Genomic DNA, 14,041 nt, shown 5'->3' on the forward strand with positions numbered 1-14,041 from the left:
CGGGGAGGCTCATCTTACACTGCCGGCGCCCGCCGCCCCAACCCGGTTCAATGGCCGCCCTGCTCCCCGTGCTTGTGGCCGTGCTCCGCTGGCGGCGCCGGATGCGGCGGCACGTGCGGGGCCGGCTGCGGATGTGGCGCCGGCTGCGGGACGTGTCGCGCCGGCTGCGGATGCGGCGCCGATTGCGGATGCGCCTGCGGCGCCGGCGGATGCGCGACCGCCCGCGGCTGCGGCTGCGCCTGCGACGCCTGTGCGACCACCCGCTGCGGCGCCCGTGCGCGCACGGCCGCTTCATGCGCGACGGCCGCCGGCGGCGGCACCGGACCGCGACCATCATGCCGCCCCGCGTCGCCGGCCGCAACGCGCGGCGGCGCATGGCCGGCGGCACCTTCCACCGGGCGCGGCGCGGCCGGATGCGGCGTCATCGGCGCCCCAGGCCGGCCCGGCAACGCAGCCGGACCAGGCGGCCGACGGCCCGGCTCTGCGGCCGTCGCGCCGGCAGCGGAGCCGCCATGCGCGGCCAGTTGCCGGCCCGGCGACGGCACCGGCCCGGCGAGCGGTCGCGGCACGGGCGCGCCGTCCGGATGGCTCGCCCGCAACGCGCGCCGTTCCGCCATCGCACCCGGCGGCTGCGCGGCCAGCGGCAGCGCGCCATGGACGGCATGCGCTGGCGGCGGCGGCATGCCCGGACGTCCGCCCTGGACGACCTGGCGCCCGCCGGCCCCCGCACCGGGCACGGGTCCGTGCGCGGGCTGCGGCATCACGGGTTTGCCGAGAGCCGGCCGCAGCACCCGCAGCGGCGGTACCGGCGCGTGGGCGGCCAGTCGCGCGCCGGGCCGCGCGGGCGCGGGCACGCCATGCGCATGCGCGCCCGCGCCCGCATGGACGAACGCAGCAGGCGGCAACGCGCGCGTCACCGCCACGCGCTGCATGACGGGCGCGGGCGGCAGGCGGCGTGCGGGCGGCGTGCCGACGCGGCTTTGCGGCAGGGCCCTGGCCTGCGGCGCGGCCAGCACGGGCGCCGCACGGGCCACGCCGGGCGGCAGCAGGAGCGCGGCACGGCGCGTCGGCGCGGCCCGGGCAAACTGCTGCGCGGGCATCGCCACCATCGCGCCCGGCACGTTGCGGTTCGCGTAGCGGATGTTGGTCACGTTGTTGACGATGTTGACGACGTGCGTCTGGCGGATGACCGTGTTCGTCACGTTGACGTTCGTGATGTACGTCGGGCTCGCGTGATACGGCGGCCGGTACGGCTCGTGCGGCGCGAGCGGGAACCAGCCGACGCCGGGATCCGACCGTCCGCCGAAGGTCAGCACCGCGCCCACGAACGCGACGAGCGCCGGCGCGTACACGGGCTGCGCCTGCACGGGCGCCGGCACCCAGGCCCACGTATCCGGCGTGCGCACCCAGCGTCCGTAGTGCGACACGGCATAGCCGTACGGCGCGTCGTCGATCCAGGTCCAGCCCCATGGGTCGACCCACGCCCAGTGGCCGTCGTGGTAAGGCGCCCAGTCGCGCGGCGCGCGGTCGGGCACCCACACGGTGCCGTAGTCGGGCATGGTGCGCCAGGTACCGTAGTCGTCGAGGTCTTCCGCGCCGACGACGCCCTCCGGCACGTAGCGGCGCGCGACGGCGCGTTCGTAGCGCCGGTCGCGTCCCAGCGCCCAGCGGTCGAAATCGTCCGGGGGCGCCGGCTGCAGCAAAAGGTAATTGTTCAAGTCCTGGCCGCCGAACCGGTAAGCCTGGCCCGGCGCGAGGGCGAGCGACGTGCCGTCGCCGTAGACGTCGCCGGCGCCGCGCAGGACCGTGACGTCCGTCGTGCTGCCGTCCGGCGCGACGGACAAGCGGTAGTCGCCCGGCCGGCGCGCGACGAAGGCGAGGTTCGGCGTGTCCACTTCCACCGTCTCGCCGTCCGCGAGGCCGCGCACGTGCAGGTCGATGCGGCCCTGCGACACTTGCAGCTGGGTCGTGCGCGCGTCGGCCGCCAGCACGGTCAGCAAGGTGCCGGCGTCCATGCGCGCGATGGCGGATCCGAACTGGGCCTCGTCGCGCGCGCCGGCGTCGGTCCACAGGCGGTCGCCCGCGACGAGCGGACGGTTGAGCGGCGCCTGGGCCCAGTCGGCGCTGCCTTCCGGCGCAAAGCTGACGGGGCCGGACAGGTAGGCGATGCGGCCCACGCGCGCGGGCGGGTCCTGCGCGCGTGCCGGTGCGCAGGCGCAGGCCAGCGCCAGGCCGAGACCGGCCGGCCAGGTGAACGTACGTGCGGTCATGATCGTCTATCGAGCAGAGAATGATGCCCGATCATAGTCCCGGCGCCCCGCGCGCACGGTTGCGTGTCACACCGTGTTACAGATTTGCATCTCAGTGCGCGAGCGCCGGATAGGTGAACGCGACGAAGTGGACGGCGTTCAGCGCGAAGTGCGTGAGGATCGCGCCCTCGATCCGCCCGGAGCGCAGGTAGGCGAACGCATTGCCGAGGCCCGCCAGGGTGGCGAACATCACCAGCGTGGGGCCGCCGCCCCAGTGCGCAAGGCCGAACAGCACGGTCGACACGATCACCGCGACGGCCGTGCCGTAACGCCGGCCCGCCATGCCGCGCGCCATCCCGCCGAGCAGGAAGCCGCGGAAGAACGCCTCCTCCGTCACGCAGGTGATGAGCAGATTATTGACGAGGAACCAGGGCGTCAGCGCCGTCCACTTGACGTCGGGCCGCACGACGCCGAGCGCCATGCCGGCGCCCAGCACGACGACGAGCGTCGCCGCCAGCACGGGCGCGGTGCGGCGCAGCATGGGCAGCCAGTCGGCGCGCGCGCGGATCGGCGCGCAGAACACGGCCATCAGCACGATGCCGGCGACGGCCTTGTCGAAGTTCGCGTACAAGGTGAACGGGATCGCGCCGGCCGACACCTGCACATGCTCCGCCAGCATCGGATTATGAAACCCGGGCACCTTGTGCAGCGCCAGCAGCAAGGCGGCGACGCCCGTCAGAACGAGCAGCGGGATGCGCAGCCACGCCCGTTCGCTGGCGGCGGCGCCGAACGCCAGCGCGAGATAGACGAAGACGGCGGCCAGGCCGCGCGCATCGAGCACGCCGGCTGCCTTGCCGAGGACGCAGGCGAGCAGCAGGCCCGCCAGCCACGCCCAGTCGCGGTTGCCGCGCACGGCCGGCGCCGGGCACCACAGCAGCAGGACGGAAAGCGCCAGTGCGCCGAACGCCGGGATCGCGTGCGGATCGAGCAGCATGGTCAATGCCCGCGCTTGTGCATCTGCTTGTGCATGCGGCGCAGCCCGAGCCACACGACGCCCGCCACCACGGGCACGAGCACGCCCGTGAACATGTCCGGGTTGAGCGGGACGCCGATGCTTTTCAGGCCCTTGCCGGCATACCCGAGCAGGCCCACGACGTAGTACGAGATCGCCGCCACCGACAGGCCCTCGACGGCCTGCTGCAGGCGCAGCTGCTGCGCGGCGCGGCGGTCCATCGACTGCAGGATCTGGCGGTTCTGGGTTTCCTGGACGATGGACACGCGCGTGCGCAGCAGGTCGTTGACGTTGGCGATGCGGCGCGCCAGCGCGTCCTGGCGGGCGGCCGTCGCGTCGCACGTGTTCATCGCGGGCGTGAGGCGGCGGTCCATGAATTCCTCGACGGTCGGCACGCCTTCGATCCGGGCCTCGCGCAATTCCTCGATGCGCGCCTTGACGAGCCGGTAATACGCCTTCGACGCCGAGAAGCGGTAGCCGTTGTCGAGCGAGAGCTTTTCCAGGCGCGCGGCCAGCCGCGTGATCTGCTCCAGCAGGTCCTGGTCGCCGGCCACCGCCTCGCCGGCGACCATGCGCTCGGCCAGCAGGGCCAGTTCGGCCTCGATGTCGTCCAGCGCGGCGGACACCGCGCGCGCGGCCGGCAATCCGAGCAGCGCCATCATGCGATAGGTCTCGATCTCCAGCACGCGCTGCGCCAGGCGGCCGGCCTGCTGCGCACGCATGTCGACGTCGCGCACCACGAAGCGCGAAAAGCCGTCCGACTGGATCGCGAAATCCGTCCACACCTCGCCGCCCTGCATGACGCGCGAGCCGACCAGGTGGTTGCCCGTGAAGCTCGCCTGCAGCGCGGCCGGATCGGCGGCGCCGCGTTCGAGCAGCACGTGGGCGGCGGACATCAGGCGGCCGTGCAGGCCGACGATCCACGCCTGCGGCAGGTGCGCGAGCGGCATGCGCGCGAAGGCTTCGTCCGGCGCCTGCCCGTGCGGGATCTTCTCCGTGAACGTGTAGGTGGCGAACTCCGTATGGCACTCCCACTTGAGGCGGAAGCGGCCGAAGTCGTGGTAGAAGTGATTGGCCGTCACGTTCGGCGCGGCCACGCCGAAATGCGCGCACAGCGCGGCCAGCAGCGCATGCTGGTTGGGGCCGTGCGTGCTGCGCGAGCCGGACTCGCTGGCGCGGTACACGGCGAGATGGGTGATGGCTTCGGGCGCTTCCAGCCGGAGGAAGGGACGCGAATGGATTTCGGCGGCGAGCGGAATGCGCTGGGCATGGCTCAGGCTCGGATAGGCGGTCGTCATGGTTCGGTTCATCGGCTGTCGGGTGGTGCCGAGCGCTTGATCGGCTTGGCAATATTTCCATTGTACATGTGTATGCACAATGACGGCCAACCGGGGCCGCCCGTTCGCTTTGCGATCAGCCCACATGAACACTTTGGTCCGACCACTTGCAACATTATCCGGACCAAACTAAGATGCGACCTTGGCAATCGCCTCCACATTTTCCTGGACTGCACACAATGAGAAAAATGCCCGCGCCAACCGATGCGATTGCGGCCGAACCGCGACTGTATCGCGTGGTGTCGAGCCGGATCGAAGCGCTGATCCGGGAAGAAAACATCAAGCCCGGCGAACGCCTGCCGGCGGAGCGCGACCTCGCGACGAAGCTCGGGGTGTCGCGCACGTCGCTGCGCGAGGCGCTGATCGCGCTCGAACTGGGCGGGATCGTCGAAGTGCGCGGCGGGTCGGGCGTCTACGTCAGCGAACAGGCGCCACCGAAAGCGGCGCGGCCGGCGGCCGGTCCCGGCCCGTTCGAGGTGCTGGCGGCGCGCCGCATGATCGAGGTCGAAGTCGCGGCGCTGGCCGCGAAGAACGCGACGCCGGCCGCCGTGGACGCGATCCTCGTCGCCGTCGAACAGATGGAGCAGAACCAGGACAACCTGGGGGAAAACGAATCGGCCGACCGCAACTTCCACCTCGCGATCGCGCGCGCGGCCGGCAACAGCGCCCTCGTCGGCGTGACGGAATACCTGTGGAACCAGCGCGGCAGCCTGTGGCACAAGCTGACGGAGCACTTCCAGACCGAGGAACTGCGCCAGCAGACCCTCCTCGACCACCGCGCCATCCTGGCCGCCATCGCCTCGCACGACGTGGCCGGCGCGCGCCAGGCGATGCGCGCCCACCTGGACCGCGTCACGCGCACGTTCTCGCGCGGCTGATCCGGCGCGCGGCGCGCCCGCCGCCGTTCACGAGCGGCGCGGCCTCCCATACGCCGCCTTCCTGCCCACGCGCAGCGTGACGACGGTGCCCGCCGCACCGCTCTCGATCCGCAACGTTCCCTTGACGATCCGGGCGCGCTCGCGCATGCCGGTCAAGCCCCAGTGCCCGTCGCGGCCGCCCTTGGCCAGCACCGCCGCCGCGATGCCCCGGCCGTCGTCGCTCACGCGCAGGGCGAACGCCGCGGCCGTGTAGTGCAGCTCGACCCCGACCCGGGTGCCGCCGCCGTGGCACAAGGCATTGCTCACCGCTTCGTGGACGATGTGGAACACCTCGTCGGCGACGACGCACAGCAGGCTGGCGCCGTCCGGATTGACGATGTCCAGATCGATCGTTTTCCCGAAGCGCAGGCGGAACGAGTCGAGCATCGCGGCCACGCGCGCGTCCAGGGCGACGCTGCCGTCCGCGCCGGGGCGCAGGTCGATGATCTGGTGGCGGCCCTCCGTCATCACCTCGTGCGCCTGCGCCAGCGTCAGGTCCAGCAGGCGCCGGTCCTCGTGCTGCGCGGGCAGGTCGTCGATGATCTGCTCGAAACGCCAGACGAGGGCCTGGACGCTTTGCAGGAACGTGTCGTGCAAGGCGCGCGCGATGCGCTGGCGCTCGCGCAGCAGCAAATGCAGGCGGCCCGTCACTTCGCGCAGGCGCCAGCGGTAGAGCAGCACGGCGGCGCCGGCCAGGCCCAGGCCGCACAGCAGCAGGAACCACCAGGTCTGCGTGAAATAAGGGCGGATCTCGACGTCGATCCGGGCCGTGTCGCGGCTCCAGGCGCCACCCTGCAGCGCCGCCTGCAGCGCGAACGTGTACTTGCCCGGCTTGAGGTTCGCATACGACGCGTAGCGCATGGCCGACGGCCCTTGCCAATCCCGTTCGAGGCCTTCGAGCCGGTAGCGGAACACGGTCCGTTCCGGGATCGTGTAGCTGAGCGCCGTGAATTCCACGCCCACGTGGTCCGTCCCCGGCGCCAGGCTGACCGCTTCCTGCGGACCGAAGCGCCGGCCGCCCGCGATCACGGCGCGGATGACGGGCGGCGGCGCCGCGGTCGCGGGATGGTCGTGGCGCGGGTCGTAGTAGGCGATGCCGCTGCTCGCCGCGAACCACATGCGGCCGTCGGGCGCGCCGGCGGCCGTCGCCTCGATGCCGATCTGGGCGCCGTTCGGAAAGCCGTCCAGCCGGTCGAGCAATTCGTAGCGCAGCAGGACGCCGGGCGCGCGCAGCGCCGCGTCCCAGTCGGCGGCCCGCACGTGCAGGACGCCCCGGTGCGTGTTGAACCAGCGGTCACCGCCGGGCGCGATCACGAGGCCGTTGATGCCCGTGAGGACGTCCGGGTCGGCGGCGCGCACGTCGCGAAAACGCCCGCCGGCCAGCACCTGCAGCCCGCCGTCGCCGGCAATGAGGACGTCGCGCTGCACGTCGATGAACGTCGCCACGCGCACGTCCACGCCGTCCGCGGCGCCGTACTTGCGCACGCCCGCCGGCCCCACCCTGACAACCGTGTTGTTGGCATACCCGAGCCACACATTGCCGTGGCCGTCCGCCGCGTCGCCGGCCCGGAGCACCGGCGTGCCGTAGTCGGCGGGCTTGCTCCAGGCGCCGCCGGCATAGCGCCACAGCCCGTGCCGGGTCCAGCCCACCCAGAACGCGTCCGCGCTTTCCTGGAACAACCGCCGGACCGGATCCGTCGGCGCCGGCGCGGGCACCGGATACGGGATCGCGCGTTCGCCGCCCCGCGCGCGCACGACCAGGCCGCGCGGCGTCGCCAGCACGACGGTGTCGTCGACGCCGGGGCGGACCAGGGATGCGTCGCCGTGCGCCGGCGCGGGCCGCAGCACCGGGCCGTCGACGGAAAAATATCGGGGCGGCTGGCCCGCGACGGCCGTGATGGTGCCGCCGGCGTCGCGCGCGAGCGCGGCGCGGTACGACGGCCCGGCATAGTCGACCGTGCGCAGGCGGTTGTGCCGGAACCGTTCCAGGCCATTGCTGGTCGCGACCCAGATATTGCCGTCGCGGTCCTCGAGGATCCCGACGACGCGCTGGTCGCCCGGGCGCGAGCCGATGCAATTGCGGCTGGAGCGCAGCGGTGCGGTCGAAAACGCACGGTACCCCGGCAGGCTGGCGCGCGGCACCATGCAGATCGCATTGTCGTCCGGCGCCAGCCACAGGTTGCCGTCGCGGTCGAAGTACTTGCGGATCGTCATCGCCGGCGGCGTGTTCACGGCGTGGTCCGGCTCGAGCGCGCCCGGGGCTACGTCGACGGGCGTCATCGCGCCGTCCGTGCCGATCCACAGCCGGCCAGCGGCATCGAACACGAAGTCCGCGCTCATTTCCTCGCTGCGCACGCCGGTGCGGCGGAAGGTGCGCGTGGCCCGGTCGAGCACGTGCACGTCGGCGCCGTCGCTGACGAACAGCCGGCCGTAGCGGTCGAGCGTCAGGTTGTCGGTGCGGGTGCCGGGATAATGCCAGGCGGCGCCGACGCGCTCCCACCTGCCGCCGTCCAGGTGCATCAGGCCGTCGACGGCGCCGATCCAATAGGTGCCGTCGACGTCGCCCAGCACCGTGAACGTGTTCGAGAACGGCTGGTCCCGCACCGACGTCATGTGCATCAGGTGGCCGTTGCGCAGGATGGAAAAACCGCCCGTCAAGTAGGCGATCAACAGGTCGCCGTTCGGCGCGGCGGCCAGCGTGGAGATCGCGTTATAAGTGAGCGACTCGCCCGGGAACGGCACGAAGCGCTCGAATGCGGTGCCGTCGAAGCGGTACAGCCCGCGATACGTGCCGAGCCACAGCCAGCCGTCGCGCGTCTGCGCGATCGACAGGATGGTGGACGGGGCGCCTTCCTTCGGTCCCCAGACGTCGTGATGAAATTCGCCGATGCGGAAATCGCCATCCAGCGCGCGGGCGCCCGGCACCAGGGCCGCGAACAGGATGACCAGGACCGCAACGGCGCGCAGCTGTCGATAAATACGCAATGGTTCGTCGTTCCGTACGGTGGCCGGCCGATGCACGGGTGTCGGCGGCCACCGCGGATTCTAGCAGAGCGGACGGGGCAACGCCGGTATGCCGTTTTCCCGGCCGCACGCAGCCGAAATCGACAAGACCGGCCGGCGCCGGCCCGGTTAGTCTTGCACCGTCAACGCCACCGGACTCCGACATGAAAAAGATTGCGATCATCGATTCCCACACGGGCGGCGAGCCCACGCGGCTCATCGTGGACGGCGGCCCGGACCTGGGCAACGGCCCGTTGTCCGAGCGCCTCGCGCGCATGCGCGACAGGTTCGACCACGTCCGCACGGGCACCGTGTGCGAACCGCGCGGCTCGGACGTCCTCGTGGGCGCGCTGCTGTGCGAACCGCATGCCGCGGATTGCGTCGCGGGCGTCATCTTCTTCAACAACGTCGGCTATCTCGGCATGTGCGGGCACGGCACCATTGGCCTGGTCGTGTCGCTCGCCTACATGGGACGCATCACGGCCGGACGACACCGCATCGACACGCCCGTGGGGGTCGTGACGGCCGACCTCCACCCGGACGGTTCGGTGAGCCTCGAGAACGTCGCGGCCCACCGGGCGCGCAAAGGCGTCCGCGTCGAGGTCGAAGGCCACGGCACCGTGCGGGGCGACGTCGCGTGGGGCGGCAACTGGTTCTTCCTCGTCGAGGACCATCCGTTCGACGTCGAGCCCTCCAATATTCTCGCGCTGACGGCGTATGCGGAAAGCATCATGGCGGCGCTGCGCGAACAGGGCGTCACCGGGACGGACGGCGCCGTCATCGACCACGTCGAACTGTTCGCGGCGTCGGCGACGGCGGACAGCCGCAACTTCGTGCTGTGCCCGGGCAAGGCGTACGACCGCTCGCCCTGCGGCACGGGCACCAGCGCGAAACTGGCCTGCCTCGCGGCGGACGGCAAGCTGGCGGAAGGCGCCGTCTGGCGTCAGGAAAGCATCATCGGCAGCGTGTTCGAAGGCAGCTACCGGCGCAGCGGCGACGCGATCGTGCCGACGATCCGCGGCATGGCCTGGGTCGGCGCCGAAGCGACGCTGCTGTTCGACGACACCGATCCCTTCGCCCGGGGCATCCCGACCGGGGGCTAGCGTCACGCGCCGTTTTTCACGTGCAGCCCGTATTCCGTCGGGCTCATGCCCACGTACGACTTGAACTGGCGGCTGAACGCGCTGTGGTCCGTGTACCCGCATTCGTAGGCGATGTCCGCGATCCGGGCGGCCGGATCCTGCTCGATGAGCGTGCGCGCGGCCGACAACCGGCATTGCAGCAGCAGCTGCCGGGGCGAATGCTGGAACACCTTCTGGAACAGCCGCTCCACGCGCGACAGCGACAGGCCCGCGTCGTCCGCCAGCGCCTTCAGCGAGATGTTGTCCCGATAGTTTTCGCTGATGTGCTGGGCGATCCGGGCGATCTGGCGGTAGGCGGGATGCAGGTCGTCGAGCAGGCCGAGATCCTGGGACGTGCCGATCAGGCCGACGACGGCGCCGTCCTTGCCGAACAGCGGCTCTTTCTTGGTGATGCACCACCCGCGGCTGCGGCCGGGATAGATGTGCAGCTCCAGCTGCTTGTCGATCGGCTTGCCCTGGTCGATGACCATCCTGTCCTGGGCCAGATAGGTTTCCGCCAGCGCGCGCGGGAACAGTTCCAGCGCCGTCTTCCCGAGCACGTCGCTCTTGTGCCGAACTCCGCACCGCCGCACCATCGTGCGGTTGATGCTGACGTAGCGGCCGTCGCGGTCCTTGACGAAAAACGCGACATCGTTCAATGCGTCGAACATCGCCTCGACGGCTTCGATGTCGATGGTATCGATGGTATCGATCATGGTTCCCTCCGGAGCGGGACTATAAGCCGGTTCCGCCCGCGAGGCAACGGCGTCACCGCATTATGCCGATTTCGGCGTCCCGTGCGCCCGCTGCACGCAAGACCCGGCCCCGGATACGGCCTAGCATGGAGTCTTTCAATCGCCCCGCGCAAAGGAGAGAGACAGAATGTGGAAAGGTGTTCTTCCCGCCGTCACCACCAAGTTCAAGGAGGACGGCTCGCTGGACCATGACGAGATGCTGCGCTGCTTCGCGCTCCAGATCGACGCCGGCGTGGATGGCCTCATCGCCTGCGGCTCGCTGGGCGAGGGCCCGATGCTGTCGCACGACGAGCGCATCGAGGTCTTCAGGCTGTGCAAGCAGGCGAGCGGCGCGAAGCCGGCGCTGCTGACCGTGGCCGAGGCGGCGACGCGCGACGCGTGCGCGCTCGCGCAGAAGGCCGCCAGGGCCGGCGCCGACGGCCTGATGGTCGTGCCCAGCACGATCTACCACACCGACCCGCGCGAGACGGTGGCGACGCTGAAAGCCATCGCGCAGGCCGCCGACCTGCCGATCATGATCTACTCGAACCGCCTCGCCTACCGCGTCGACGTGACGATCGAGATCATGGAAGAACTGGCGGACGACGCCCGCTTCGTCGCCGTCAAGGAATCGTCGGACGACATCCGCCGCAGCATCGACATCATCAACCGCTTCGGCGACCGCTTCGACCTGCTGACGGGCGTGGACAATCTCGCGTTCGAGGCGCTCGCCGTCGGCGCGACGGGCTGGGTGGCCGGCGTGGGCCTCGCGTTCCCGCAAGAGACCGTGGCCATCTGGCGCCTCGTCCAGGCCAGGCGCCACGACGAAGCGCTGGCGATCTACCGCTGGTTCCGGCCCATGCTGGACCTCGACGTGTCGACCTACCTCGTCCAGAACATCAAGCTGGCCGAAGCGATGGTGACCGGATCGAACGAGCGCGTGCGCGCGCCGCGCCTGCCGCTGGCAGGCGAACGCCGCGCCCGGGTCGAACGGACGATCCGGACCGCCCTCGCCTGCCGTCCCGCGCTCCCCGCCTTCGCGTGAAACGGCCGGACGTCATCGTCGTGGGCGCCGGCATCGTCGGCGCCGCCTGCGCGGTGGAACTGCACGCGTGCGGCCACGAGGTGCTGCTCGTCGACGCCCGCCATCCCGGCGCCGGCGTCACGGCGGCCGGCATGGGCCACCTCGTCGCCCTCGACGAGACCGACGATGAACTCGACCTGTGCCTGCTGTCGCTCGGACGCTGGGACGAGTACCTGGCCACGCGCACCGGCCTGGCGGAACACGTCCGCTGCGGCACGCTGTGGGTGGCGGAAGACGAGGCGCAGATGGCCCACGCGCTGGAGCGCGCCGCGCGCCTGGGCCGGCGCGGCTGGGATGCGCAAGCGTTGTCCGGCGACGCGCTCGCGCGCACCGAGCCCGCGCTGCGCGCCGGCCTGGCGGGCGGCGTGCGGGTCGCGCGCGACTGCGCCGTGTACCCGCCCGCGGTCGCGCGCGACCTGGCCGCGCGCCTCGTCGCGCAGGGCGGACTGACGCGGTTCGGCGCGGCCGTCGCGCGCATCGAGCCAGGATCCGTCACGCTGGCGTCCGGCGAACGCATCGACGCGGGCGCGGTCGTCGTAGCGGCGGGAACGGCCGTGCCGCAGCTGCTGCCCGACATGCCGGTCCTTCCGCGCAAGGGCCACCTGGCCATCACGGCCCGCTATCCGCGCCGCCTGTCGCACCAGGTGGTCAGCATGGGCTACGGCCAGACGAAGGCCGGAAGCGACGCGCTCGCCGTCGCCGCGAACGTCCAGCCGCGCATCACCGGACAATGGCTCGTCGGGTCGTGCCGCCAGGACGGCGTCGCCGACACGGACGTCGACCCGCGCGTGCTCGCCCACGTGCTGCGCGCGGCCATCGCGCTGCTGCCGTGTCTCGCGGACATGACGATCATCCGCAGCTGGACCGGCCTGCGCCCGGCGACGCCGGACGGCCGTCCCCTGATCGGACGCCATCCGCTGCTCGACCGCGTGTGGATCGCCGCCGGCCACGAAGGCCTCGGCGTGACGACGGCGTTCGGCACCGCGCAATTGCTGGCCGACCTGATGCAGGAACGTCCTCCCGCCATCGATTCCCGTCCCTATTCGCCCGCGAGGTTCGCACATGCCCGATCGTGATTCATTTTGCAGCGTGACCGTCGACGGCGTCGCGGTCGACGTCCCCGCCGGAAGCAACGTGGCCGCGGCCATCGTGGCGGCCGGCGCCCTGTGCACGCGGCTGTCCGTCACGGGCGAGCGCCGCTTCGCGTTCTGCGGCATCGGCCAATGCCAGGAATGCCGCGTGACGATCGACGGCCGCGCCAACCGCCTGGCCTGCCGCACCGCGTGCGCCGCCGGCATGGCCGTCGTGACGGGAGGCGCCCGATGAACGGCCGCAAACTGCTGCACATCGTGGGCAGCGGCCCGGCCGGACTGGCCGCCGCGCAGACGGCGCTCGAGGCAGGCGCGAAGGTGTGCCTGATCGACGACCACCCCGCGCCCGGCGGCCAGATCTGGCGCGGCGGGCCGGACCGCTGGACGGACCGCCGCGCGACCCGCATGTGGAAGACCCTGCACGGCCACCCGGACTTCACGCACATGTCTGGCGCCCAGGTCATCGGCTGCGTCGACGCCAACACGCTGCTGCTGGAGACGGGCGAACAGGGCGTGTCCGTCGCCTTCGAGCGCCTCGTGCTGTGTTCCGGCGCGCGCGAACTGAGCCTGCCGTTTCCGGGCTGGACCCTGCCCGGCGTCACGGGCGCGGGCGGCCTGCAAGCCCTGATCAAGGCCGGCATGCCGGTGCAGGGCCGCGCGGTCGTCGTCGCGGGCACCGGGCCGCTGCTGCTGGCGACGGCGGCGACGGCCATCCGCGCGGGCGCGCACGTGGCGGCCATCGTCGAGCACCAGCCGTGGCCGCGCTTGTCCGCGTTCGGCCTCGGTCTGCTGGCGCGGCACCGGACCAAGCTGTGGCAGGCCGCGTCGCTGTTCGCGCGGCTGCGGACGATTCCCTACCTGGCGGGCGCGCGCATCGTCGCCGCGCAGGGCGACGACAGGCTGCGCCGCGTCGTCGTCGCGACCCGCGACGGCAACGTGGCGTACCCGTGCGATTTCCTGGGCGCCGGCTTCGGCCTCGTGCCGAACATGGATCTCGCCCGCGCGCTGCGCTGCGCCACGGCGGACGGCGCGATCATGGTCGACGGCGCCCAGAAGACGAGCCGCGCGGACGTGTGGGCGGCGGGCGAATGCACCGGCATCGGCGGCGTCGACAAGGCCCTCGCCGAAGGCAGGATCGCCGCGCTCGGCGCGCTGGGCCTGACGCCGTCCGCGCGCGACCTGCCGCGGCTGCGCGCGTCGCGGGCATTCGCCGCGCTGCTGGCGCGCACCTTCGCGCCGGACGCCGCACTCAAGACCATGTGCCGGCCCGAGACGATCGTCTGCCGCTGCGAAGACGTGCCGGCCGCGAGCCTGCTGCCGCACCGCGACTGGCGCGAGGCGAAGCTGGCCACGCGCGTGGGCATGGGCGCCTGCCAGGGCAAGACGTGCGGCCCGGCATGCGCCTTCCTGTACGGCTGGCAGCAGGCGGACACCCGGATACCGATCATGCCCGCGAGCGCGCGGGCGCTGTCCCAGATCGAATGACACGAGGA

Annotated in this window: 11 protein-coding genes; 6 read left to right on the forward strand and 5 right to left on the reverse strand. The window is 71.8% G+C overall.

Annotated elements, in window-relative coordinates; genetic code table 11:
* Positions 1–47: 47 nt before the first annotated feature.
* The 3 genes from ISF28_RS23185 to ISF28_RS23195 form a co-directional block, all read right to left on the reverse strand.
* Positions 48–2,270 (reverse strand): FecR family protein, encoded by a 2,223-nt coding sequence (locus ISF28_RS23185; protein WP_198119541.1) that lies wholly within the window; start codon positions 2,268–2,270, stop codon positions 48–50.
* A gap of 91 nt (positions 2,271–2,361) precedes the next feature.
* Entirely contained in the window at positions 2,362–3,243 is an 882-nt protein-coding gene (locus ISF28_RS23190) for a CPBP family intramembrane glutamic endopeptidase (RefSeq protein WP_198119542.1), read from the reverse strand.
* Between the two features lie 2 nt (positions 3,244–3,245).
* Positions 3,246–4,559, reverse strand: a complete 1,314-nt coding sequence (locus ISF28_RS23195) for a DUF3422 family protein (RefSeq protein WP_198119647.1) — start codon at positions 4,557–4,559, stop codon at positions 3,246–3,248.
* A gap of 227 nt (positions 4,560–4,786) precedes the next feature.
* On the opposite strand from ISF28_RS23195, the gene ISF28_RS23200 reads away from it, so the two are divergent.
* The gene (locus ISF28_RS23200) at positions 4,787–5,476 is read left to right on the forward strand and encodes a FadR/GntR family transcriptional regulator (protein WP_229519318.1); all 690 of its coding nucleotides are present in this window, start codon (positions 4,787–4,789) and stop codon (positions 5,474–5,476) included.
* 27 nt (positions 5,477–5,503) lie between these two features.
* On the opposite strand, the gene ISF28_RS23205 is transcribed toward ISF28_RS23200, so the two are convergent.
* Positions 5,504–8,500, reverse strand: a complete 2,997-nt coding sequence (locus ISF28_RS23205; RefSeq protein ID WP_198119544.1) for a sensor histidine kinase — start codon at positions 8,498–8,500, stop codon at positions 5,504–5,506.
* Between the two features lie 182 nt (positions 8,501–8,682).
* On the opposite strand from ISF28_RS23205, the gene ISF28_RS23210 reads away from it, so the two are divergent.
* Positions 8,683–9,621, forward strand: a complete 939-nt coding sequence (locus ISF28_RS23210) for a 4-hydroxyproline epimerase (RefSeq protein WP_229519319.1) — start codon at positions 8,683–8,685, stop codon at positions 9,619–9,621.
* A gap of 2 nt (positions 9,622–9,623) precedes the next feature.
* On the opposite strand, the gene ISF28_RS23215 is transcribed toward ISF28_RS23210, so the two are convergent.
* On the reverse strand, positions 9,624–10,355 hold the full coding sequence (locus tag ISF28_RS23215; protein ID WP_229519320.1) for an AraC family transcriptional regulator: 732 nt from the start codon (positions 10,353–10,355) through the stop codon (positions 9,624–9,626).
* A gap of 166 nt (positions 10,356–10,521) precedes the next feature.
* On the opposite strand from ISF28_RS23215, the gene ISF28_RS23220 reads away from it, so the two are divergent.
* Genes ISF28_RS23220 through ISF28_RS23235 form a run of 4 tightly spaced genes read left to right on the forward strand, consistent with a single transcriptional unit; the run spans position 10,522 to position 14,033 of the window.
* Positions 10,522–11,418: a dihydrodipicolinate synthase family protein gene (locus tag ISF28_RS23220; protein ID WP_198119545.1), complete on the forward strand. Its 897-nt coding sequence runs from the start codon at positions 10,522–10,524 to the stop codon at positions 11,416–11,418.
* On the forward strand, positions 11,415–12,533 hold the full coding sequence (locus ISF28_RS23225; RefSeq protein WP_198119546.1) for an NAD(P)/FAD-dependent oxidoreductase: 1,119 nt from the start codon (positions 11,415–11,417) through the stop codon (positions 12,531–12,533). The genes ISF28_RS23220 and ISF28_RS23225 overlap by 4 nt, the downstream gene beginning before the upstream one ends.
* Entirely contained in the window at positions 12,520–12,783 is a 264-nt protein-coding gene (locus ISF28_RS23230) for a 2Fe-2S iron-sulfur cluster-binding protein (protein ID WP_198119547.1), read from the forward strand. The genes ISF28_RS23225 and ISF28_RS23230 overlap by 14 nt, the downstream gene beginning before the upstream one ends.
* Entirely contained in the window at positions 12,780–14,033 is a 1,254-nt protein-coding gene (locus ISF28_RS23235) for an NAD(P)/FAD-dependent oxidoreductase (protein WP_198119548.1), read from the forward strand. The genes ISF28_RS23230 and ISF28_RS23235 overlap by 4 nt, the downstream gene beginning before the upstream one ends.
* Positions 14,034–14,041: the final 8 nt, after the last annotated feature.

It is taken from the genome of Massilia rhizosphaerae (assembly GCF_016093545.1).
GTDB classification, from domain to species: Bacteria; Pseudomonadota; Gammaproteobacteria; order Burkholderiales; family Burkholderiaceae_D; genus Telluria; species Telluria rhizosphaerae.

What these genes read in the sequence shown, in the direction of transcription:
- ISF28_RS23185 (WP_198119541.1), bottom strand. Translation starts at nt 2,270, where the DNA reads ATGACCGCACGTACGTTCACCTGGCCGGCCGGTCTCGGCCTGGCGCTG.
- ISF28_RS23190 (WP_198119542.1), bottom strand. Translation starts at nt 3,243, where the DNA reads ATGCTGCTCGATCCGCACGCGATCCCGGCGTTCGGCGCACTGGCGCTT.
- ISF28_RS23195 (WP_198119647.1), bottom strand. Translation starts at nt 4,559, where the DNA reads ATGACGACCGCCTATCCGAGCCTGAGCCATGCCCAGCGCATTCCGCTC.
- ISF28_RS23200 (WP_229519318.1), top strand. Translation starts at nt 4,787, where the DNA reads ATGCCCGCGCCAACCGATGCGATTGCGGCCGAACCGCGACTGTATCGC.
- ISF28_RS23210 (WP_229519319.1), top strand. Translation starts at nt 8,683, where the DNA reads ATGAAAAAGATTGCGATCATCGATTCCCACACGGGCGGCGAGCCCACG.
- ISF28_RS23215 (WP_229519320.1), bottom strand. Translation starts at nt 10,355, where the DNA reads ATGATCGATACCATCGATACCATCGACATCGAAGCCGTCGAGGCGATG.
- ISF28_RS23220 (WP_198119545.1), top strand. Translation starts at nt 10,522, where the DNA reads ATGTGGAAAGGTGTTCTTCCCGCCGTCACCACCAAGTTCAAGGAGGAC.
- ISF28_RS23230 (WP_198119547.1), top strand. Translation starts at nt 12,520, where the DNA reads ATGCCCGATCGTGATTCATTTTGCAGCGTGACCGTCGACGGCGTCGCG.
- ISF28_RS23235 (WP_198119548.1), top strand. Translation starts at nt 12,780, where the DNA reads ATGAACGGCCGCAAACTGCTGCACATCGTGGGCAGCGGCCCGGCCGGA.